General features: G+C 62.1%; 18 protein-coding genes and 1 pseudogene. 10 read left to right on the forward strand and 9 right to left on the reverse strand.

What is annotated here, in order from left to right; translation table 11 throughout:
- The first annotated feature begins 52 nt into the window (after nucleotides 1-52).
- From ASG47_RS08200 to purU, 4 genes are all read left to right on the forward strand, one after another.
- The gene (locus tag ASG47_RS08200) at nucleotides 53-1,207 is read left to right on the forward strand and encodes an ABC transporter ATP-binding protein (protein WP_061908257.1); all 1,155 of its coding nucleotides are present in this window, start codon (nucleotides 53-55) and stop codon (nucleotides 1,205-1,207) included.
- 175 nt (nucleotides 1,208-1,382) lie between these two features.
- Nucleotides 1,383-2,336, forward strand: a complete 954-nt coding sequence (locus tag ASG47_RS08205) for an ABC transporter permease subunit (RefSeq protein WP_061908258.1) — start codon at nucleotides 1,383-1,385, stop codon at nucleotides 2,334-2,336.
- A 1-nt stretch (nucleotide 2,337) separates the two neighbouring features.
- Nucleotides 2,338-3,150 carry an ABC transporter permease subunit gene (locus ASG47_RS08210; protein ID WP_061908259.1) on the forward strand — a complete coding sequence of 271 codons (813 nt, stop codon included), beginning with the start codon at nucleotides 2,338-2,340 and terminating at the stop codon, nucleotides 3,148-3,150.
- A 389-nt stretch (nucleotides 3,151-3,539) separates the two neighbouring features.
- Nucleotides 3,540-4,394, forward strand: a complete 855-nt coding sequence (purU, locus tag ASG47_RS08215) for a formyltetrahydrofolate deformylase (protein ID WP_061908260.1) — start codon at nucleotides 3,540-3,542, stop codon at nucleotides 4,392-4,394.
- Between the two features lie 153 nt (nucleotides 4,395-4,547).
- Here the strand turns inward: purU and ASG47_RS08220 are convergent, their stop codons facing one another.
- The 5 genes and pseudogenes from ASG47_RS08220 to ASG47_RS08240 form a co-directional block, all read right to left on the reverse strand.
- Nucleotides 4,548-4,988 (reverse strand): RrF2 family transcriptional regulator, encoded by a 441-nt coding sequence (locus ASG47_RS08220; RefSeq protein WP_061908261.1) that lies wholly within the window; start codon nucleotides 4,986-4,988, stop codon nucleotides 4,548-4,550.
- Nucleotides 4,989-5,650: 662 nt separating this feature from the next.
- Nucleotides 5,651-7,516: pseudogene (locus tag ASG47_RS08225) on the reverse strand (cation:proton antiporter); the annotation flags it as partial.
- Between the two features lie 472 nt (nucleotides 7,517-7,988).
- On the reverse strand, nucleotides 7,989-9,080 hold the full coding sequence (locus tag ASG47_RS08230; protein WP_061908262.1) for an ATP-dependent DNA helicase: 1,092 nt from the start codon (nucleotides 9,078-9,080) through the stop codon (nucleotides 7,989-7,991).
- The gene (locus ASG47_RS08235; RefSeq protein WP_061908263.1) at nucleotides 9,080-9,763 is read right to left on the reverse strand and encodes a fumarylacetoacetate hydrolase family protein; all 684 of its coding nucleotides are present in this window, start codon (nucleotides 9,761-9,763) and stop codon (nucleotides 9,080-9,082) included. Before ASG47_RS08235 ends, ASG47_RS08230 begins: the two co-directional genes overlap by 1 nt.
- Nucleotides 9,756-10,817 carry an aldo/keto reductase gene (locus tag ASG47_RS08240; RefSeq protein WP_061908264.1) on the reverse strand — a complete coding sequence of 354 codons (1,062 nt, stop codon included), beginning with the start codon at nucleotides 10,815-10,817 and terminating at the stop codon, nucleotides 9,756-9,758. The genes ASG47_RS08235 and ASG47_RS08240 overlap by 8 nt, the downstream gene beginning before the upstream one ends.
- Nucleotides 10,818-10,948: 131 nt before the next feature.
- Here ASG47_RS08240 and ASG47_RS08245 point away from each other — a divergent pair, with 131 nt between their 5' ends.
- From ASG47_RS08245 to ASG47_RS08260, 4 genes are all read left to right on the forward strand, one after another.
- Nucleotides 10,949-11,314 (forward strand): GFA family protein, encoded by a 366-nt coding sequence (locus ASG47_RS08245; protein ID WP_061908265.1) that lies wholly within the window; start codon nucleotides 10,949-10,951, stop codon nucleotides 11,312-11,314.
- 24 nt (nucleotides 11,315-11,338) lie between these two features.
- Nucleotides 11,339-12,202: an EamA family transporter gene (locus ASG47_RS08250; RefSeq protein WP_244487062.1), complete on the forward strand. Its 864-nt coding sequence runs from the start codon at nucleotides 11,339-11,341 to the stop codon at nucleotides 12,200-12,202.
- 66 nt (nucleotides 12,203-12,268) lie between these two features.
- Complete coding sequence (locus ASG47_RS08255; protein ID WP_061908267.1) at nucleotides 12,269-12,655, forward strand: YciI family protein; 387 nt, start codon at nucleotides 12,269-12,271, stop codon at nucleotides 12,653-12,655.
- A 108-nt stretch (nucleotides 12,656-12,763) separates the two neighbouring features.
- A complete protein-coding gene (locus ASG47_RS08260; protein WP_061908268.1) occupies nucleotides 12,764-14,227 on the forward strand; it encodes a GumC family protein in 1,464 nt (487 codons plus the stop codon).
- Between the two features lie 294 nt (nucleotides 14,228-14,521).
- Here the strand turns inward: ASG47_RS08260 and ASG47_RS08265 are convergent, their stop codons facing one another.
- Nucleotides 14,522-15,313 (reverse strand): WecB/TagA/CpsF family glycosyltransferase, encoded by a 792-nt coding sequence (locus ASG47_RS08265; protein WP_061908269.1) that lies wholly within the window; start codon nucleotides 15,311-15,313, stop codon nucleotides 14,522-14,524.
- A 107-nt stretch (nucleotides 15,314-15,420) separates the two neighbouring features.
- A complete protein-coding gene (locus tag ASG47_RS08270) occupies nucleotides 15,421-16,491 on the reverse strand; it encodes a glycosyltransferase (RefSeq protein WP_156464028.1) in 1,071 nt (356 codons plus the stop codon).
- Nucleotides 16,492-16,579: 88 nt separating this feature from the next.
- Between ASG47_RS08270 and ASG47_RS08275 the strand changes: the two genes are divergently transcribed.
- Complete coding sequence (locus ASG47_RS08275; RefSeq protein WP_061908271.1) at nucleotides 16,580-17,440, forward strand: DUF6492 family protein; 861 nt, start codon at nucleotides 16,580-16,582, stop codon at nucleotides 17,438-17,440.
- Here the strand turns inward: ASG47_RS08275 and ASG47_RS08280 are convergent.
- Both ASG47_RS08280 and ASG47_RS08285 read right to left on the reverse strand, forming a co-directional pair.
- A complete protein-coding gene (locus tag ASG47_RS08280; protein ID WP_061908272.1) occupies nucleotides 17,437-18,357 on the reverse strand; it encodes a glycosyltransferase family 2 protein in 921 nt (306 codons plus the stop codon). The genes ASG47_RS08275 and ASG47_RS08280 overlap by 4 nt on opposite strands.
- Nucleotides 18,358-18,385: 28 nt before the next feature.
- Complete coding sequence (locus ASG47_RS08285; RefSeq protein WP_244487063.1) at nucleotides 18,386-19,711, reverse strand: O-antigen ligase family protein; 1,326 nt, start codon at nucleotides 19,709-19,711, stop codon at nucleotides 18,386-18,388.
- A gap of 98 nt (nucleotides 19,712-19,809) precedes the next feature.
- Here ASG47_RS08285 and ASG47_RS08290 point away from each other — a divergent pair, with 98 nt between their 5' ends.
- Nucleotides 19,810-20,952, forward strand: coding sequence for an endo-1,4-beta-xylanase (locus tag ASG47_RS08290; RefSeq protein ID WP_244487064.1), 1,143 nt, complete (start codon nucleotides 19,810-19,812; stop codon nucleotides 20,950-20,952).
- Nucleotide 20,953 lies beyond the last annotated feature (1 nt).

A 20,953-nucleotide genomic window follows, 5' to 3' on the forward strand; every position in this document is an offset into this window, starting at 1 on the left:
GTTGGGGCGATCCATCCGGGTCGCCCCTTCACTCTTTTTCGTAGAGTCAGCCATGGCCAAAAAGCCGCAGCAGCTTGCAGTCGATACGCGTCCATGGCGCGATACCGCAAACCATAAGCCTTTCGTGCGCATCAAGAACGTCACGAAGAAATTCGGCGATGTCTCTGCGGTCAACGACGTCTCGCTCGATATCTACCGCTCCGAACTCTTCTGCCTCCTTGGCGGTTCGGGCTCGGGCAAGTCGACCTTGCTGCGCATGCTGGCCGGTTTTGAAACCCCGACCTCGGGCACCATCGAGATCGATGGCCAGGACATGACCAACGTCGCGCCCTATAACCGCCCGGTCAACATGATGTTCCAGTCCTATGCGCTCTTCCCGCATATGTCTGTCGAGCAGAACATTGCCTATGGCCTCAAGCGCGATCACCTGCCCAAAGGCGAAATCGCCGACCGCGTCGCCGAACTCCTGAGCCTCGTCAAACTTCAGGATTATGGCCGCCGCCGCCCCCATCAGCTCTCCGGCGGTCAGCGCCAGCGCGTCGCCCTCGCCCGCGCGCTTGCCAAGCGCCCCAAACTCCTCCTCCTCGACGAACCCCTTGGCGCGCTCGACAAGAAGCTGCGCGAAGAAACCCAGTTCGAACTGGTGAAAATCCAGGAATCGCTCGGGGTCACCTTCATCGTCGTCACCCACGACCAGGAAGAAGCCATGACGCTCGCGACGCGCATCGGCGTCATGAACCAGGGCGAAATTGCCATGATCGGCGAGCCCACCGACATCTACGAATTCCCCAATTCCCGCTTCGTCGCCAATTTCATCGGCTCGGCCAATATGGTCGAAGGCGTCGTCACCGAGGATGAACCGGGCCATGTCCGCATCCGCTCCGCCGAACTCGGCTGCGACATCTATGTCGGCCACGGCGTCGATTGCGCCCCCGACCAGCTCCTCTGGTGGGCCATCCGCCCCGAAAAAATGTCCCTGAGCCGCGAAAAGCCCGAAGCGCTCCACGACGCCAACGTCACCTCGGGTGTCGTCGAAGAAATCGCCTATCTCGGCGATATCTCGCTCTACCAGGTCGCCCTCGAAAGCGGCAAACGCATCCGCGTCAGCCAAACCAACTCCGTCCGCGGCAACCCCGACGCCATCACCTGGGAAGAAAAAGTCTACATCACCTGGGGCGACAGCTCCGGCTCGGTGCTCACGGTATGACCATTTTGTGCCACATGGCCGAAGGCCACCTCTCCCTTCGGGGGAGAGGTCGGCGCATAGCGCCGGGTGAGGGGGCCTTTCCTTTTCACGCTGCCATCAAGGCCCCCTCACCCCAACCCTCTCCCCCAAGGGAGAGGGAGCGGACCGAGCCAATTTGCACCAATGGGGCCGCCCCATGACCGCCACCCACGACCCCACCATCCCGCCACCGCGGCGCCTGAAACCCTGGAACGCCGTCGAACGCGGCCTGGCCAAGGTCGGCATTTCCGGCCGCATGCTGGTGCTCTTCGCGCCGGCCCTATGGCTGCTGATCTTCTTCCTCGTGCCGCTTGCCGTGGTCTTCGGCATTTCGCTCGCGACCAAGCAGTTCGGCCGCCCGCCCTATTCTGCCCTCCTCTCGACCGAGGACGGCACGGTGCAACTCACCCTGCACCTCTCCAACTACATCCGCATCTTCACCGACAATCTCTATGTTGCGGCCTATCTCTCCTCGATCCGCATCGCGGCGATTTCGACTGTCATCACGCTGCTCGTCGGCTATCCGATGGCCTATGCCATCGCCCGTGCCGACGATCGCTGGCGCAACATTCTGCTGATGCTGGTGATTCTCCCCTTCTTCACCTCATTCCTCCTTCGCGTTTATGCGCTTACCGGCTTCATGCGGGGCAATGGCGTCATCAACCAGCTCCTCGGCCTTTTCGGCATCGAACCGCTCGTGATGATGCAGACCGATTTCGCCGTCTATGTCGGCATCGTCTACACCTACCTGCCCTTCATGATCCTGCCGCTCTATACGACGCTGGTAAAACTCGACGTGTCGCTCTTTGAAGCCTCCGCCGATCTCGGCGGCCGCCCCATGCGCACCTTCCTCTCGATCACCCTGCCGCTGTCGCTGCCCGGGATCATTGCCGGCTCCATGCTAGTCTTCATCCCGGCCATCGGCGAATTCGTCATCCCCTCGCTTCTGGGCGGGCCGGAAACCCTGATGATCGGCCGCGTACTTTGGGACGAGTTCTTTACCGCCGCCAATTGGCCGCGCGCCGCCGCCGTGGCGGTCGCCATGCTGGTCGTCGTCGTCGTACCGATCATGCTGATGCAGCGCGCCCAAAGCGCCGTGGTGGAGAAGTAGCATGTTCCGTCGTGGCTGGTTCCTCCCCATCGCAGCGGCCCTAGGGTTCACCTTCCTTTACGCGCCCATCGTTTCGCTCGTCATTTTCTCCTTCAACGAAAACCGGCTCGTCACCGTCTGGTCCGGCTTTTCGTTCAAGTGGTATGGCGAGCTGTTCCGCGATCCGCAGATGCTCAATGCCGCTTGGCTGAGCCTCCAGATCGCCGCGCTGAGCGCCAGCATCGCCCTCGTCCTCGGCACGCTGGCCGCCGTCGCGCTCGTTCGCTTCCGTCGCTTCCGCGGCCGCACGCTCTTTTCCGGCATGGTCTCGGCTCCGCTCGTCATGCCTGATGTCATCACTGGCCTCGCGCTGCTGCTGCTCTTCGTCGCCATGGAGAGCTTTATCGGCTGGCCCCGTGGCCGCGGCATGCTGACCATCGTCATCGCCCACTCGACCTTCTGCATGGCCTATGTCTGCGTCGTCGTGCAGTCGCGCCTATCGGATTTCGACCGGAGCCTTGAAGAAGCCGCCATGGACCTCGGCGCCTCGCCCGTTCGCACTTTCTTCGACATCACCCTTCCCATCATCGCCCCGGCCCTGGTCTCGGGCTGGCTCCTCGGCTTCACGCTCTCGCTCGACGATTTGGTGATCGCAAGCTTCGTCTCCGGCCCCGGCTCCTCGACCTTGCCCATGGTGATCTTCTCCAAGGTCAAACTCGGCGTCTCCCCCGACGTCAACGCCCTCGCCACCATCATCATCGGCATCGTGGCCACCGGCGTCCTCATCGCGACAATCATCCAGCTCCGCACCAAGCCGAAAAAAGCGCGCGCCTAGTCCACCGCCCATATCCCTCCCCCTCCCAGGGGGATGCTAGGTGGGGGGTGAGGCTAGGTGTGGGTCACCGCCCCGTGAAAATCTTGTGACTAGACAAGCCGAAAAATGAGGCGCAAGCTCCTCATATGTTCAACCAACTTTAAGGAGGTGATCCAGTGTCTTTTGAGAATTCGGTGCTCGAGGTCCTGGGAATGTCGGTGCAGTTTGGGAGTGATCTCGACTAGCATCCCCCTCCTCAGGCTCAGCGCCTGTCACTCAGGGAAGGGTCGCTCCGCGGAGCGGCCCTTTTCCTTTTTCTGGCCCCAGAGACGGCCCGCGCCCGCAAGGGCTTGACGGAAAGCCGCGGGCCATTGATACCGCTGGCCTCACTCTTTCTCCGGAGGCCCGCCTTGTCCTCGGCCAATTTCGTCCTGACCCTTTCGTGCAATGACCGCCCCGGCATCGTCGCCGCGGTCACCACCGAACTTGCGGCGCTCAACGCCAATATCGCCGAATCCAATCAGTTCTGGGACAAGGAAACCGGCCGCTTCTTCATGCGCCTCGCCTTCACCGCGCCCGATGGCATGGGCCGCGACCGCATCGAAAAGGCGCTCCGCTCACCCATCGAGCGCTTCGACATGAAGACCGCGCTCAGCGACGAAAGCCGCCGCAAGCAGATCGTCGTGCTGGTCAGCAAATTCGACCACACGCTCCTCCACCTGCTCTACCAGATCCGCGTTAATTGGCTCGATGCCGATGTCGCCGCGATCATTTCCAATCACGTCGACGCCCAAAAGATCGCCGAAGACGCCGGCATTCCCTATTACTACCTGCCCGTTACCAAGGACACCAAGGCCGAACAGGAGGCCCAGGTGCTCGAGATCGTCAAATCGACCGGCGCCGATCTCGTCGTTCTAGCCCGCTACATGCAGGTGCTCTCGGATAATCTCTCCACCCGCCTTTATGGCCAGGTGATCAATATCCACCACTCGTTCCTGCCGAGTTTTAAAGGCGCAAAGCCCTATCACCAGGCCCATGAGCGCGGCGTCAAGATCATCGGCGCCACCGCGCACTACGTCACGCCCGATCTCGACGAGGGTCCGATCATCGAACAGGAAACCGCCCGCGTCACCCACGCCATGAGCCCCGACGACCTCGTCGCCGCCGGCCGCGACATCGAAAGCCGCGTCCTCGCCCGCGCGGTCAAACTGCACCTCGAAAGCCGGGTGATGCTCAATGGCAAGAAGACGGTGGTGTTCGGGTAATCCCGCAGACACCCCCTCCCAGCCTCCCCCATCAAGGGGAAGGTAAAGGGTCAGTGGTTTAGGTGAGATCGTGCCATACACTCGATCGGCACCTCCCCCTTGATGGGGGAGGATGGGAGGGGGTGATGGCAATCACAAACCTTGAGGCCAGCCCTATGCTACCTCATCCACCGGCAAATCCTCCAGATTCAGCGAATCCGCCAAGCTCGTCCGGTCCAGTACCGCCCGCGTCGCCAGCGTCACGCGCTCGAACACATGGCGGATCTCGCAAGCCGCCTCGTCCTTGCAGTCCTCACACTTCCGATAGGCGATTTTGGACAGGCACGGCAGCGGCGCAATCGGCCCGTCGATCAGGCGCAGCACTTCGCCATACATGATCTCTTCGGGCGCCCGCACCAGTTCATAGCCGCCCATGCGCCCCCGCCGGCTAGTCACGAAACCCGCCCGCTTGAGCTCGAGCAGGATCTGCTCGAGAAATTTCTTCGGGATCGCTTGGTCGCGGGAAATTTCGCCGATCATCCGGCTCTCTCCCCGACCGGCGCGGGCCAGGGCCACCAAAGCCCGCAACGCATATTTGGCCTTTTGCGATATCATCGCGCCTAATCCCTCGGCTCCGGCTTGACCACCGGAATGCCCGGCGTCTCGGTATTGGCCGCGTCCGCATCGGGCTCGTCATCCGTCGCAGCGGGCTTTTCATCCCCACTGTCACCGTTTTCGCCATTCTCTGCAACAGTTTGCGACGGTTTAGGCGCCTCTTCGAAGGCCGGCTCGGCAACCACGTCCGCTGCCGGCTCCTCGGCCAAGACCGGTTCAACAGGCGCTGCCGGCGTAACGGCGATCACAGGCTCGACCGGCCCCACCACCGGCAGGTCCGACGCCACCAAAGTCGGCGTCTCTACCTCCACCACTGGCTCCGAAACCACCGCCTCTTCAACCGCAGGCGCCGCAGGCTCAACAGGTTCAGCACTCTCCGGCGCCACAACCACCACTTCATCGATGGCCGCCGGCGGCTCGCCAATCGATGGCGTTTCGTCCCTACCGGCAACCTCGGCCGGCTCGTCCGTCTCCGCCTCGATCTCGACGACCTCCGCCGGTGGCACCACCGGGGCTTCCGGCTCCTTCACAGCCGGCGGCGGCAATTCGATCACCGTCGGCGCATAGAGCACTTCAACTTCCGTCGCCTCCGGCCGCACGATCTCGACCACTTCGGCAATCGGCGACACAGCCAGCGCCATGCCCGCCGCCTGCGCCACAATATTCTCCGTCGGCGGCAATTTCGGCTCTTCCGGTTCGGGCGCCACTGGCGCCGGCTTATCGTCCCCGGCCTGCAACAGCACCAAAATCCCCTTGCCGATTTCGCGCTCGCCGCGAATGACGACACTCGCCCCCAGCCCCCGAAGGAACGTCTCTTCTTCCTCCGAATAGGCCCGCGCCACGATCGAAATTTCGGGATTGAGCTTTCGCCCGCTCTCGACCACCGACCCCGCCTCGAATGCATTTGAGATCGCGACAAGAAGGTTTTTGGCCCCGCCAAGATTGGCGAGTTTCAAGACACTCTGGCTCGCAGCATTGCCATAAATCACCTCGAGCCCCGCTGCCCGTGCCGCCGCCACGTCATGATCGGAATCCTCGATGACCACGACATCGCGACCCGAAGCCTTGAGGCCATCCGCAACGATCCGCCCCACCTGCCCATAGCCGACGAGCACGGCGTGCCCGCTCAGCGTCAGCGGCTCGGTCAGATCATCGTCCGCGCCCAGCGCCCCGCGCTCGATCCCCGCCTCACGCGGAATATCGCTCGTCGCCGGCCCCTGCGACACCGTCGCAAATTCACCCGGCTCCACCCGCCCATCGCCCGCCGCTGCAGCCGCGGCCACTGGCCGCCCATAGCGCGTCTCAAGTTTTGGCCGCATCCGCTCCAGAAGGAAGAAAACGATCGGGTTGAGCACGATGGAAATCAGCGCCCCGGCCAGGATCAGGTCCTGCCCCTCTTGCGGCAGGATGGCAAGGCTCACGCCCATGCTGGCGAGAATGAAGGAAAATTCGCCGATCTGCGCCAGGCTGGCCGAAATCGTCAGCGCCGTGCCCACCGGCCGGCGGAACAGCAGCACGATCCCGAACGCGGCGATCGACTTGCCGATGACGATGATGAACACCGTCGCCAGCACCGGCATCGGATTGGTGATGATGATGGTGGGATCAAAAAGCATGCCTACCGAGACAAAAAACAGCACCGCAAAGGCATCGCGCAGCGGCAGCGTTTCGTTGGCCGCCCGATGGCTGAGTTCGCTCTCCGAAAGGATCATGCCTGCAAAGAACGCGCCGAGCGCCAGCGACACGCCAAACAGCACCGCCGACCCCAAGGCCACGCCGAGCGCGATCGCGAGGACCGCGAGTCGGAACAGTTCGCGGCTCCCGGTATGCGCCGTCAGGTGCAGCGCCCAGGGAATAAGCCGCCGCCCGACGATCAGCATGAAGCCGACAAAGGCCGCAACCTTGACGAGCGTGATAATCAGCACGCCCCAGATGCCCACCGGCGCGTTGACGATACGCTCGACGAAGGACACGAAGGGGTCATGCACCCCGGTATCGACCCCATTGAGGCTCGCAATCGCCGGCACCAGAACGAGCGCCAGCACCATGGCAAGGTCCTCGACGATCAGCCAGCCGACCGCGATCCGCCCCCGCTCACTCTCGATCAAGCGACGATCCTGCAACGCCTTGAGCAGCACCACAGTCGACGCCACCGACAGCGCCAAACCAAACAGCAGCGACCCGCCGATCGGCCAGCCGAGCAGCGTGCCCAGCCCCGCGCCCAGCGCGGTCGCGACGGCAATCTGCGCAATGGCCCCCGGAATGGCAAGCGCTCGCACGCTCATGAGATCCTTGAGCGAAAAATGGAGACCCACGCCGAACATGAGAAGGATGACGCCAAGTTCGGCGAGCTCCGCACCCAGCGCCTGATCGGCGACAAAACCCGGCGTATGCGGCCCGACTAACACACCGGCAAAGAGATAGCCGACGAGCGGCGGCAGCCGCAGCCGGTTGGCGATCATCCCGAAAATATAGGCTAGCACCAGACCCGCGACGATCGTCGAGATCAGGGGGGTACCATGGTGCATGGACAGGGCTCCGGCGCTCTAGGGGAAATCTCTATGGCGATAGTGGTGTATCGCCGTTTCCCACGCAAGCGCGGATCGTCCTCCTGGGGTCAATCCCTTGGCGGAACACGGCAATGCAAGTCAGAAACGGTCCAAACTTGGCTGAATGATGTCGCCCCCATTCATCCCCCGTTCAGCCAGGAATGGTTGGCCTCTTGGGCTCCCCCACACCCCTCCACCAACCACCAGATGTCACCCCGGCGAAAGCCGCGGCCCATCCTCAGTTATCAAGGTGGAGCGCCCAAGCAACCAGAAGCAGTCTCGCCATTTCGGGGCTACCAATCCGTTTCCTAAAACTCCGCCCTTCCCTCGGGCTCGACCCGAGGGCCTATGCGGGAGCCACCACATCCGGGATCGGCCAAGTGACCCTCGGGTCAAGCCCGAGGGAAGATCGATGACTGAGATGAAGCACGGTGAGGGCAAAAATCCCCCCTCAACTCACAATCGTAATCTTCTCCGCCGCCCGCGTGATCCCGGTATACAGCCACCGCGCCCGCTCCTCGCGGAATACAAAACTCTCGTCGAACAGATACACATTGTCCCATTGGCTGCCCTGCGCCTTGTGGACGGTCAGGCAATAGCCAAAGGTGAATTCGTCGAATTGCCGTCTTTCGGTCCAGGCCATGCTTTCTTCTTCGCCTGAGAAGAAGGCCTTGTGGGTCAGCACCTTCGCTTCGCCCTTGCCCTCGTCATCGGCCAGCATCAGGCTCCATTTGCCGTTCGAGCGCCGGGTCACATCGGTCGCAATCCAGATCTGCCCATTGAGCAGTTTCTTGCGCGGATTGTTCCTGAGGCACACCATGCGGTCGCCCACCACCGGCTCATGAAAGGGCAGTCCCTTCAATTCGCGCAGCCGATCATTATAGGTCAGGCGCGTCTTGTTGCGCCCCACCAGCACCTGGTCCGCCTCAAGCACCGCATCGCGATCGACCTTATCGCGCCCGACGACAATGCTCTCGCCATAGCGGCCATGCTCCAAAAACCCGCCTTCGCGCACCGCCATCGACAGCTGGATGATCGGATTGTCGGCCGCCTGACGGTGAATTTCGGTCAGCATGACATCGGGCTCTTCGGCCGTAAAAAAGCCCGCCCCCTGCACCGGCGGCAACTGGAACGGATCGCCGAGAACCAGGATCTTCGTGCCAAAGCTGAGGAGATCAGCGCCGAGCTGCTCGTCGACCATCGAGACTTCGTCGATGACGATCAGGTCCGCATCCGCCGCCGGGCTTTCGGGGTCGAGCACGAAGCGCGGCTCGCCCTCTTTTTCGCTGACGAGCGTATAGATCAGCGAGTGGATGGTCTGTGCGCCCTTGCAGCCGCGCTTGCGCATGACGAGCGCCGCCTTGCCGGTGAAGGCCGCATATTTGACCGAGCGGATATCCTGCGCCAGATGCACGGCCAGCGTCGACTTGCCGGTCCCGGCCCAGCCGAAGAGCCGGAACACCTGCGGACCGTTTTTGTCCTTGAGCCATTTGGATACTGCAACGAGTGCGGCATCCTGCTGTCCGGACCAGATATGCGCCATCAGCCGATCACCGTCCGCACCGTGCCCACGCCCGCAATCGCGCCTTCGATCCTGTCGCCCCGCACCACCGGGCCGACCCCGGCCGGCGTCCCGGTCATGATCAGGTCGCCCGCCCGCAGCGTCACGAATTGGCTGAGATAAGCGATAGTCTCGGGCACGCTCCAGATCTGGTCGCCGAGATCGCCGCGCTGGCGTTCTTCGCCATTGACCGAAAGCGTAATCGCCCCGCTCGTCGGATGTCCGATGGCCTCGGCCGGTTCAATCGTTCCGATCGGCGCCGATTGATCGAACCCCTTGGCCATTTCCCAAGGCCGCCCGGCCTTTTTTGCCACCGCTTGCAGATCGCGCCGCGTCATGTCGAGCCCACAGGCATAGCCATAAACATGGGTCAGCGCGTCCTCCGCCGCGATATCCGCCCCATCCTTGCCGATGGCGACGACCAGCTCCACCTCATGGTGAAAATCCGAAGTCTGCGGCGGATAGTCGATGCCAGCGCCACCAACGACGACGGCATCGGCGGGCTTTGCAAAGAAGAATGGTGGGTCTTTTACGTCATTTCCCATTTCCTTGATGTGCTCGGCATAATTGCGCCCCACGCAATAGACGCGCCGGACAGCAAAGAGCCCGCCGCGCGCGATGGGGATGGAAACCGGGGCATGCGGCTCGAATAGAAAATCAGCCACGCTTGAAATCCTCTGCATAGGGTCCGATGAGGTCGAGATCGACCGGGCTCAGGCGATCCTGCGCCGTAAACGACTGGTGCCAATAGGGATAAAGCAAATTGGGCCGGCTGACATCGTCCAGCCGCTTGCGGTCCACTTCGCTGAGTTTGAAATCGGCCGCCAAAAGATTATCGCGGAACTGCTCTTCGTTGCGCCCGCCGATCACCACCGATGTGACGCCCGGCCGCCCGATCAGCCAGGCCAGCGCCACCTGCGCGCCCGATACGCCGCGCTCTTCGGCAATGGCAACGACGACGTCGATGACGTCATAGAGCTTGTCCCAGTCATAAACCGGTGGCTCGCGAAACCCGCCGACATGCCGCCCGCTTTCCGGCCCACCATTGCGACGATATTTTCCCGAAAGCAGCCCACCGGCCAGCGGCGACCAGACCAGAATCCCCAGCCCCTGATCCTGCGAAATCGGCACCAGTTCATATTCGGCATCGCGCGAATGGAGCGAATAGTGGATCTGCTGGGAGACGAAGCGCTCGCCGTGCCGAACGCCCGCCGCCATCAGCGCCTTCATGATATGCCAGCCCGAATAATTCGAGCAGCCGATATAGCGGACATGGCCATGGCGCACGAGGGTATCGAGCGCTTCCATCGTCTCCTCGATCGGCGTCCGTCCGTCCCATTCGTGCACCTGATAGAGATCGATCACATCGGTCTTGAGACGCTTCAAACTGGCCTTGCACTCGGCAATGATATGGTGCCGCGACAGCCCGATATCATTGGGCCCATCGCCCATCTTGAACCGCACCTTGGTCGCGATCAGCGCTTTTTGCCGGCGCCCATTCTCGCTCAGCACGTCGCCGAGAATCTCCTCGGACACCCCGGCATTATACACATTGGCCGTGTCATAGAGATTGATCCCGGCATCGAGGCAGAGATCGACCTGCCGCGCCGCCGCAGCCTTGTCGGTGTTGCCGATCTTCTCGCTGCCGCCAAAGGTCATGGTGCCCATGGTCAGGGTCGAGACCTTCAGCCCCGATCGTCCGAGATAGCGATACTCCATCGGCCATTCCTCCTTTGTTCTTCTCCCCAAGGGCTAAAGACTTGCGGGAGTCGGGTCAATCTTGCTCTTGGAAATTCCCATGGCGCCCGTGCCCGCAACCCGCTAAGCAGCCCCAGCAATCGGGGATCACCATGGCTCACGCAGAACACGTCCTTGCCACCTGCCATTGCGGATCGGTCTCGATCCGCCTCCCCAAGGCGCCAGCCGAAATTACCCATTGCAATTGCAGCCTCTGCCGCCGCTATGGCGTCCTCTGGACCTATTACGCCATCGCCGATGTCACCATCACGTCAGAAAAGCCCACCGACACCTATGCCTGGAATGGCAAGAATGTCGATTTCCACCGCTGCTCCGGCTGCGGCTGCGTGACCCACTGGTATCCGCGCAAAGCGAGCCGCGAGAGCCTCGGCGTCAACGGGCGCCTGCTCGATCCAGAAATCCTCGCCGCCGCCCAGATCCGCTATAAGGACGATGCGGGCACCGGCCTCTTCATCTAACGATTTTCCTCCGAAAGCCCGATCGTGCGGCCCAATTCCGTTCTCTTCCCCGTGCTGCTGATCGCTCTCGGCATGATCGTCACCCAGACCGGCGCCAGCTTTGCCAAAATGCTGTTCCCGCTCGTCGGCGCGGCCGGGGCCACCACGCTCCGCCTCACCATCGGCGCCGTCGTGCTCATCGCCGTCTTCCGCCCCTGGCGTTATCGCCTCACGCGAGCGCAGTGGCGCGCCGTGCTGCTCTATGGCGCCGTCATGGGCACCATGAATCTCACCTTCTATGCCGCGCTCGAACACATTCCCCTCGGCATTGCCGTCGCGCTTGAATTCACCGGTCCCCTCGCCGTCGCCCTCTTCGGCGCCCGCCGCCCGCTCGATTTCCTCTGGATCGTCCTCGCTTTGTCTGGCTTCGCGCTTCTTCTGCCCTGGACTGGCTTTGCCGGCGATATCTCGCCCGTCGGCGTCGCCCTCGCCCTTTGCGCTGGGACCTGCTGGGCCGGATATATCATTTTCGGCCAGCGCGCCGGCACCGGTGGCGGCCCCCATATCGCCGCGCTCGGCGTCGCGACGGCTGCGCTCATCGCCCTTCCCTTCGGCATCGCGACGGCAGGAACCGCACTGATCGATCCCGCCATTCTCCCCCTCGGCATCGCCGTTGCTCTGCTCTCGAGCGCCATCCCCTATGCCCTCGACATGGTCGCCCTGCCGCTGATCCCCGCCCGTCTCTTCGGCATTCTGATGAGCGGCCAACCGGCCATGGCGGCCCTCTCCGGCCTCGTCATTCTGGGCGAAACCCTGACGCTCCTGCAGATCCTTGGCATGGCCGCCATCATCCTCGCCTCGATCGGCGCCACCGCCACCATCGCGAAACCGGCACCGATCGCACACTAAGGCTGGATTTTTCCTGTTCCATCAGCATAGTGCCTGCCCATGAGTGTGTCGGGAGCGAGGTCCACCATGCTATACGCAATTCTCTGCTATAACGACGAAAACGCCGTCTCGACCTGGACCAAGGAAGAAGACGATGCCTGCATGGCCCGCCTCGGCGAAGTCCAGGATGGGCTGCGCTCCGTCGGCAAGCTCGGCCCCGTCGTGCGCCTCCAAAACACCACCGAAGCCAAGACCCTGCGCAAGGCCAATGGCGAGCACGTGGTTTTTGACGGCCCCTTCGCCGAAACCAAGGAGCAGTTCCTCGGCTTTTACGTCGCCGACGTCGACACCATCGATGAAGCTGTCGATTTTGCGAAGAAACTTTCGGTCGCCAATCCCGGCCTCGGCGCCTATGAAATCCGCCCGCTCCGCGTTTATCTGCCAAGTGCCCTGCCGGAAGCCGTAGCAGTTTGACCAAGCCCTGAGGCAGTATCTGCTTAACCGCGTTGGGCTTTTGGCAACGCGGATTTTACGCTTCTCGCCTATAGTGCTGCTCGGAAAACTGTCAGACAGCCGAGCCGCATGTATCAGCCACTCAAATCCGATGCTGTTGCGCCTGCCCCCGCCGGGCTTCCGCGCCGTCCGATTGGGCAGCGCCCGCTGCGTATCGAGCCGCTTGTGCAGCCAAAGCCGCCTCAGGCGGTCCTCGCGACCATCACCCCGATCGTCATTCTCGGCTGGGTTCGTCGCTTCTGGCTCATCGCGCTGGTGCTCGCCGTTCTCGGCGCCATAGCGGGCTATGCCGGGGGCACGATCATTCCGCCGCGCTACACCAGCTATTCCGATATCCTGCTTGATCCCAACGATCTCCAGCTCGTTGCCGACGATCTCTATTCCCGCGCGGCCCAGGGCGATGCGCAATTGATCGACGTCGAAAGCAAGATGCGCATTCTCTCTTCGATCAGCGTTCTCGGCCGCGTCGTCGACGAACTCAACCTCGCCGAAAATCTCGATTTCGCCGATCCCGCCGATGCGAACCAGGCCGGCTCCGATAATCGCCTCGCCGCCATTCGCTCTCTCTCCGATCGCGTCCGCGTCAGCCGCGAAGAACGCTCTTATGTGGTGACGGCATCTGTCTGGGCCCGCACCCCGGCCCTTTCGGCAGCCATCACCAATTCTCTCGTCAACGCCTTCCTCGTCGAATTGGCCGATGCCGATTCCGAGGGCGCGCGCAACGCCTCCGATGCCCTCAACCTGCGCCTGACCGAATTGCGCAACGATGCCGCCGCCGCTGAATCCGCCGTCGTCGATTATCGGCGGGCTAATAACCTCCCCATGTCGAGCGATGGCCAGCTCAGCACGCAGAGCGCCGTGCAGATCAACACCCAGGTCGATACCGCGCGCGAAACGCTGATCGCCGCCGAGGCGCGCTATGCCGCCCTCAATTCCGGCACGGCCAGCGCCGATGCGCAGGAAACCGAGACACTCGCCCAACTCCGCCGCGAATATGCCATCGCCAAGCAAAAGGCCGATGCGCTCGCCGCCACCATGGGCCCGCGTCATCCCAATCTTGCAACCGCCCGCGCCGAACAGACGGCGCTCCAGGGCGAGATCGATGCCGAAGTGGCTCGCACCGTTGAAACCGCCCGCACCGATCTCCAGCGCGCTCGCGATGTCTTCGACCAGCTCAGCAATGCTGCAGGCACGCAGATGGGCAATGTCTTTACCGACGAGCAGGCCCAACTCGAACTGCGGCAGCTCGAGCGCACCGCCGCCTCGAGCGTCGCCATTTATGAAGCCTATCTCACCCGCGCCCAGCAGGTTGCCGAACGCAGCCAGCTCAACACCTCAAAAGTGCGCGTCATTTCTCCCGCTGTCGAACCCATCGCCCGCAGCTATCCGCCCCGCAGCATGGTCCTCGCCGCCGGCGGCTTCTTCGGCGGCCTCATGCTTGGCCTAGCCCTCGCCGCCGCTCTCGGCCTCCTCACCACCCTCATGCCCCAACGCCCGCGCCGCGCGCAAAAGACCAGGGTCAAAACCGCCTAAAGCGTCGCAGCTCCCACCCTACCGGCTGTCACCCCGACGAAAGCCGGGGCCCATCCCCAGGTCTCAAGCTCGATCCCCGCCATAGCCGGCGACAATCCAATCCGAACTCATTTGGATCAACCAAGCTTACCCCGCCCCCCTCTTCCCTCGGGCTCGACCCGAGGGCCCACGCGGGAGCCACAAGCATTTCCGCACAAGAAAGTAACTCAAGCCCAGGGGAAAGACGGAGGCGATAGCACCAAGAGCACAGCGTCATTCCCGCGCAAGCGGGAATCCCGGCTTGCGAGACCGCCACTACTTCGAATGAAAAATAATCTGCCAGAGCGCGGCGGGATTGGTCTTGATATAGCGCCCCAAAAGCCGCCTTGGCTCGAGAATGGCGCGATAGGCCCATTCCATGCCGATATCCTGCATCCACTTCGGTGCCCGGCTATTCTTGCCCGAAAGAAAATCGAACAGCCCGCCCGAGGTCTTGATCACCCCGACCCCGCGTAGCGCCTCGATATTGCGCGCAACGAATTCCTGCTCCTTGGGCACACCAAGGCCGATCCAGAGAATGTCCGGCTTGGTGGCCACGATCTCGGCGATCACCGCCGCTTCCTGATCCCGGCTGAAATAGCCGTCGCGAGCCCCGGCAAAGATCAGGTTGGGATAGCGCCAGCGCATATTCGAGACCGACCGCCGATTGACCTCCGGCGTCGCGCCCAGAAAATAAAAGCTGACGCCCGCCTTCTGCGCGAGACGCGCCACGGCATGGATAAGATCGGTGGTGGCGACGCGCTCGGTGATTTCGTCGCTCGCTACATAGCCCGAGAGCTTGACCATCGGCATGCCGTCGGCATGCACCTGGTCTGCCTCGGTCACGAGGTTGCGAAACGCCTCGTCTTCGGAAGCCAGCGCGATCACCTGCCCATTGGCGGACGTCGAATAGAAGGGACGCACGTCCTGGCCACGCGCCCAGAGCGCCGTGCGCACGAGCATGCGCGCAGACTCTTCCATGCCGAGAACCGACACGGGAAGTCCGCCGATGACGGTGGTCGGTTCTTCGATGACCAAGCCGTCTTTCGTGGGCTCGAAAGGCTTCATGGGCTTACCTTCAAACTACGTCACATCAGCAGTGCCATGGGGGGCAGGAGGTGTAAAACGCAGACTAGGCGAAGCATTAATGGCCGTTTGGAACGATAGACCGCATTTTAACGAGCTGCCGGCCCGTCAAGACGATGAGTAATGTCCTGCCAAAGCGTAGCGATTTCCGCCTCCGCAGACAAGATGCTGTGAGCACTCGATTTTGCAGCGATTACAGCCTCGGCAATGGCGGGAATGTCGGCCGCGAACGGCACGAGATGGATCTGTCCTTCGGCAATTAACCTAAGGAACAGACGATGATGGGCCAGCGCATCATCATGCTCGGGCGCATTGACGACGACGGGCTTGCCCGAAAGCGCCGCGGCCAGCACGCTACCGCGCCGCGCCGTCAGCCCCTCGGCAAAAATATAGCAGAACACGTCGACCGCTTCGAATATACCGGCCAGTTCATCGTCCCCCGCCACGAACCCTGTGACAATGACCCGATCGCGCAATCCCAGCGCCTCGACCCGCGCAAAAAACTGCGCCTCGACATCGTCCATTCCCTTGATGAACGATCCGGCAAAGACGACGCCCACATCGTGGCCATCGCCCAAGAGGCGCGCCGCGACATCGAGCACGAGCCCAGACTGCTTCTTGGGATAGATCGAGCCGAACTGCCCAAGGATCATCCGCCCCGCCGCCCGCATCTCTTGCAGGCGCGCGCTATGGACCGTCGGCCGCGGCACCACTTCGGGCGCGATATTGGGCGGAATGGGAATGACCACCCGGTCCCGCGTCAATAGCCCCGAAAGCCGCGTTCCCGAAAACTCCGCCGCAATCTCGGGCGCCGAAAACACCAGCCGGTTCGAGAGCAGCACCACCGGCATCAAGACGATCCGCCGCTTCCAGTCGAGCGCCAGCCATTCATGCAGCACGCTCACCACATCCCGGCCCATCACCCGCGCCAAAAGTGCCGTCAGCCCCGACGCCAGAAGCTTCTTCTTCCAGGCAACGATCGGAAAATTGAAAACCACGGCATCGCTCGCGGCAATGGCCCGCCGCACCGCCCCAAATCCCGACCCAAGCACTGCAGTACGTGCCCGCCCCCCCAGCGCCTCAGCCAAAAGCCGCGAAAACGCCTCGACCCCACACGTCTCCGCCGCCGCTGAAATCAGAACGAGGTATTTTGGGCGCACGTCTATCTCGATTCCGAGCTCTGGCCGGGTAACGCTACCTTAGCCTCGCCCCGTTAACGTCGGCTTGCCCCATCCGGCAGGAGAAACCATGACCGCCTCGATCTCGCTGATCACACCCAGCTATTCCGGGGATTTTGCGAGCTGTCAGCTGCTCTGCGAGAGCATGGACAAGTTCGTCTCGGGCTATGACATGCACTATATCGTGGTTGGCGACGAAGATGTGAGCTTGTTCGCGCCCCTTGCCGGACCTAAGCGGCGAATTGTCTCCAATTCCGCGCTCCTCCCAAAATTCTGGTCGATCGGCCGCTGGCGTGGCCGCCGCTATTGGTGGGCGCCGGGTCTCGGTCTCCCCGTCTATGGCTGGCATCTCCAGCAATTGCGCAAGATCGCGATGACGCTGCAACAGGACAGCGATTGGGTCATGTGCGTCGATTCCGACAATTGCTTCTGCCGGCCTTTCGACCTCGGCGAAATCACCCGCAGCAATAAGATCCCGCATTTCGTCACGCCTGCCGGCATCAAGGCTGACCGTCCGAACCACATCAAATGGCTCAACAACGCTCATGCCCTTCTCGGCCTTCCGGCCCCGACGCTGCCGCATGATGATTTCATCGGACCCATGATCGTCTGGGAGCGCGAAACCGTCCGCGTCATGGTCGAAAAGATCGAGACCCTATCGAAAAAGCCGTGGTGGTCGGCCATCGCCCGCCAGCGCCAGTTCTCGGAATATCTGATTTATGGCGCAGCCGTTGCCAGCGATCCCGCCATTGCCGATCGCCACGAGCGCACAACCGACACCTGGTGCCTGACCTATTGGGAAGGTCCGGCCCTCAACGAGCAATCCCTCGCCGACTTCATCCGTCAGCTCGCCCCGCATCAGAACTCGATCACCATCCAGTCCCACACCCAGACGCCCGCTGCGGTCATTCGGAAAGTCGTACTCGCCTAGCGCTTGGCCTTATAAGGCGCCGGCAGAATACCAAGCCCGGCCATGATCCGACCGATAGGTAAGAGCAGCGGATGGCTGGCACCAAGCAAGGACCGGGTCCCAGCGAGAGCCTTTACGCCCCGCAAAACCCCAAGGCCCAGACTGCCGATATTCTTCGCCCAGGCTTTGCCCGCTGGCATATGCGTGCGATCGACCACATAATTGATGCTGCCGGTCCGTATAGAGCGCCGTGTCAGGAATTTCGCCGTGACGCGATCAGCCGGCACATATTCAACGATCACCGCCTCTTCGCACCACCAGGTCTTGAACCCGCGCAATTTGCAGCGGGTAAAAAATTCCATGTCGCCGCCACCAAGGAAATTGAAGCGCACATCGAATGGCGGCTTGTCCATCGCCTCGAACACCCCGCGGCGAATGAGGCAATTGCCCGACCCGTGGATCTGATCGACCTGCCTTGTCGTCCCATCGATCGAAAAGAACAGCGGATGCTGCGCGACGGCTGGGGAAACCGGCACATCGAAGCGCCGCACCACCGGCCCCCCGACGATATCAGCGGTCTCCCGATTAGCGAGAGCAACGATGCTAGCGAGCCAGCCGGGCATCGCTTCCTCGTCATCGTCGATCATCAGGAAGTATTCCGCCCCGGCAAAGGCCGCCTGTGCCTCCCCAAAAGCCCGGTTGATCGCGTGGCAATTGCCTTGGTTGGGCTCGACCAGCACCAGATGGTCAAGCGCACTCTCGGCCATGATCGATCGCGCCCGCGCCGCGCCTTCGGCCGTGCCCGCATCATTGTCGACGATAACGACCGCAAAGCCGAACGTCGTCTCCTGCGCCAAAACGGATCTGAGGGTCCGCTCCAGCCAGTCGGGCCGACGAAATGTCGGGATGCAGACCACCGCGCGGATCGGACCTGCCATTTGTTCTTCGCGCCTCACCTGCCGCCACTCACACGGATGCCGGTTGCAATGCGGATGGCCCGGTCACCGGCTTTTCCACCAGATGGGCATAGGCCTGCAAGCGCAGACCGAAGACGGCAATCAGCATGGTAAACCAGATCGGACCATTGTTTTCGAAGAATGGACTTTCGAACGAACTTGAAAACAGCGCGAACATCCAGATCCGCGTATAAAGCCGCGTCAGGTCGGGCTCCGCGCCCCGCGCCAGCGCCACCGAAGCATGATGGGCCGGCAATATCACGAGCCATACGACGACCAGCACCAGCAAGGGGATGCCGCCATTGATGAGCTGGTCGAGATAGGCGTTATGCGCATTTGCCGCCGTCACCGCCCAAGTGGCCGCCGATTGATTGCCGTAAAACAGCGCATCCGTCTGCCAGAATGATTGGAAGCCGTATCCAGTAAAGAGCCGGCTGCCCACTGCATCGAGGGCCAACTTCCAGATCGAGGCGCGATCGGTAAAGCTCGCGTCGATCCCGAGCCCACTGACGAAATCCTTGATCGCCGGCACGGCGACGACTGAGAGAATGACGACATTGAGGACCAGCAGGCTCCCCGCCACCAGCACATAACGCATGGTTCCCGCGCGCTCGAACATCCAGACGAGCACGAGAATGGCCGGCAACATCGCGGCCGAAGTCTTGCCCCCCGAATTGAGGAGGAAAATCCCAGCCAAGACTGTCAGAAAAAAACCGCCCCAATAGGACCGCGTCTTCATCAGATAAAGGCCGAAAAACAAGGCAAAACCCATCGCGGCCGAAGCCACGTTCTTATGCCCGAAATGGCCGCGCCAATCGCCCGCCAGTGCAGCTTCGGCGATATCGCTCGCCTGGTGAATGCCACGCGCCGGCAGCACGAACACCCCGAAATAGGAGAGCGCCACGGCAAAGCAGATGCAAATCCCCGCCAGCCGGGCGAAATGCGCAGTGTCCCGCGGCAGGAGCAGCATGGCGCTTGCCGAAAGCACGACCAGCGCCGAATAGACCGTGCGGCGCAGCGCCGCGTCCGGCGTGTCGGAGAAAAAGATCGTCAGTGAGATCCAGACAAACACCAGCGCCACCGGCCCGAAGGCACGAAAGGCCAGTTCGCGCCCCGGATGGAAAAACAGCATGGTCATGACGAGGAGAGACATGCCGAAGACGATGATCTGGGTGAACACATTGGAGCTCTCGCCATAGGCGGCGAGCTGGGCCGCCGTGCTCGGTGGCGGCAAGGGATTGAGCCCAATCCAGAAATAGCAAAAGACCACGACGAACAATATGGACGCGAACCATCCGCCTTGGGGATTATAGGGCTCCGCACTGAGGTCAGACACTGGCGCCTCCATTGCCGCCAATCTGCCAGCAAAGTCTGGATAATTCCTTCATGCTCAAGGCCAATTAGCCCAGCATTAACGGTGCGGACCATGCGGGCATGAGAATTCCTTCCATTGCCGCTATTATGCTGCGATTGGCTGAAGACTGGCGCGATGCCGCCACGTTGAAAAGGGCTCTCTTCATGCGCAGGCGCGATTTCGTCCTCGGTGCGTTAGGCACGAGTGCCCTCTCCTATATCAAGCCGGGTTTGGCTTTGGCGCAATCAAAGCGCCCCGCCATTCCCTATGGCGCCGCCATCCGCGATGGCGCCATGGTTGATGATCCCTTCTATCCTCAGGCCATCATTAAGTATTGTCAGCAGGTCGTCGGCGAAGGCAATCTCAAATGGATTACGCTGCGGCCCGACCGGGAAACCTTCGCGTTCGCAGAAGCCGATGCGCTGATGGCGTTTGCCGATGCCAATGGCATGGAGATGCGGGGCCATAATCTCGTCTGGTATGCCGGCAATCCCGATTGGGTCGAAGCCATCGGTTCTGCGGAAGAAGCCAAGACCGAACTCGTGCATCACATCGAAACGGTCGTCGGCCGCTATAAAGGCAAGATCCGCAGTTGGGATGTCATCAACGAGCCGATAGCCGACCAGCCAAGGGCCGAAGCGCCCTATCGCGACTCGATCTGGCTGAAACATCTTGGTCCAGATTATCTCGATCTCGCGCTGCGCACCACCGCAGCAGTCGATCCGGAAGTACAGCTCGTCATCAACGATTTCGATTTCGAGCAACCCAACGATAAGACCCGCGCTCGCCGCAAGGCATTCCTCGATATGGTGCGGGGCCTCCAGTCGCGCGATGTCCCGCTTCACGCCATTGGCCTACAGGGTCACATCCAAGGGGAATTGGGCATCGACAAGCCCGGCCTTACCGCCTTTGTCGCCGAGCTTGCGGCCATGGGTCTCTCGGTTCTCGTGACCGAGCTTGATGTCATCGACAAAATGCTCCCCGGCCCCGAAATCGAACGCGACGGCATCATCGCCCAGCGCGCCAAGGATTATCTCGACGCCATTGGCGCCGCCAAGCGTCCCGACGCCGTGCTGACCTGGGGCATCACCGATAAACACACCTGGGTTCCGGTCTGGTTCAGCCGCGACGACGGGCTGCCCAACCGCCCCCTGCCGCTCGATGCCGATTACAAGCCCAAACCGATGATGCAGGTCATCGAAGATTTCTGCGCGGAACAATAGG

It is taken from the genome of Devosia sp. Leaf420 (assembly GCF_001425445.1).
Taxonomy (GTDB): domain Bacteria; phylum Pseudomonadota; class Alphaproteobacteria; order Rhizobiales; family Devosiaceae; genus Devosia.

What these genes read in the sequence shown, in the direction of transcription:
- ASG47_RS08200 (WP_061908257.1), top strand. Translation starts at nt 53, where the DNA reads ATGGCCAAAAAGCCGCAGCAGCTTGCAGTCGATACGCGTCCATGGCGC.
- ASG47_RS08205 (WP_061908258.1), top strand. Translation starts at nt 1,383, where the DNA reads ATGACCGCCACCCACGACCCCACCATCCCGCCACCGCGGCGCCTGAAA.
- ASG47_RS08210 (WP_061908259.1), top strand. Translation starts at nt 2,338, where the DNA reads ATGTTCCGTCGTGGCTGGTTCCTCCCCATCGCAGCGGCCCTAGGGTTC.
- ASG47_RS08220 (WP_061908261.1), bottom strand. Translation starts at nt 4,988, where the DNA reads ATGATATCGCAAAAGGCCAAATATGCGTTGCGGGCTTTGGTGGCCCTG.
- ASG47_RS08230 (WP_061908262.1), bottom strand. Translation starts at nt 9,080, where the DNA reads ATGGCGCATATCTGGTCCGGACAGCAGGATGCCGCACTCGTTGCAGTA.
- ASG47_RS08240 (WP_061908264.1), bottom strand. Translation starts at nt 10,817, where the DNA reads ATGGAGTATCGCTATCTCGGACGATCGGGGCTGAAGGTCTCGACCCTG.
- ASG47_RS08245 (WP_061908265.1), top strand. Translation starts at nt 10,949, where the DNA reads ATGGCTCACGCAGAACACGTCCTTGCCACCTGCCATTGCGGATCGGTC.
- ASG47_RS08255 (WP_061908267.1), top strand. Translation starts at nt 12,269, where the DNA reads ATGCTATACGCAATTCTCTGCTATAACGACGAAAACGCCGTCTCGACC.
- ASG47_RS08260 (WP_061908268.1), top strand. Translation starts at nt 12,764, where the DNA reads ATGTATCAGCCACTCAAATCCGATGCTGTTGCGCCTGCCCCCGCCGGG.
- ASG47_RS08265 (WP_061908269.1), bottom strand. Translation starts at nt 15,313, where the DNA reads ATGAAGCCTTTCGAGCCCACGAAAGACGGCTTGGTCATCGAAGAACCG.
- ASG47_RS08275 (WP_061908271.1), top strand. Translation starts at nt 16,580, where the DNA reads ATGACCGCCTCGATCTCGCTGATCACACCCAGCTATTCCGGGGATTTT.
- ASG47_RS08280 (WP_061908272.1), bottom strand. Translation starts at nt 18,357, where the DNA reads ATGGCAGGTCCGATCCGCGCGGTGGTCTGCATCCCGACATTTCGTCGG.
- ASG47_RS08290 (WP_244487064.1), top strand. Translation starts at nt 19,810, where the DNA reads ATGAGAATTCCTTCCATTGCCGCTATTATGCTGCGATTGGCTGAAGAC.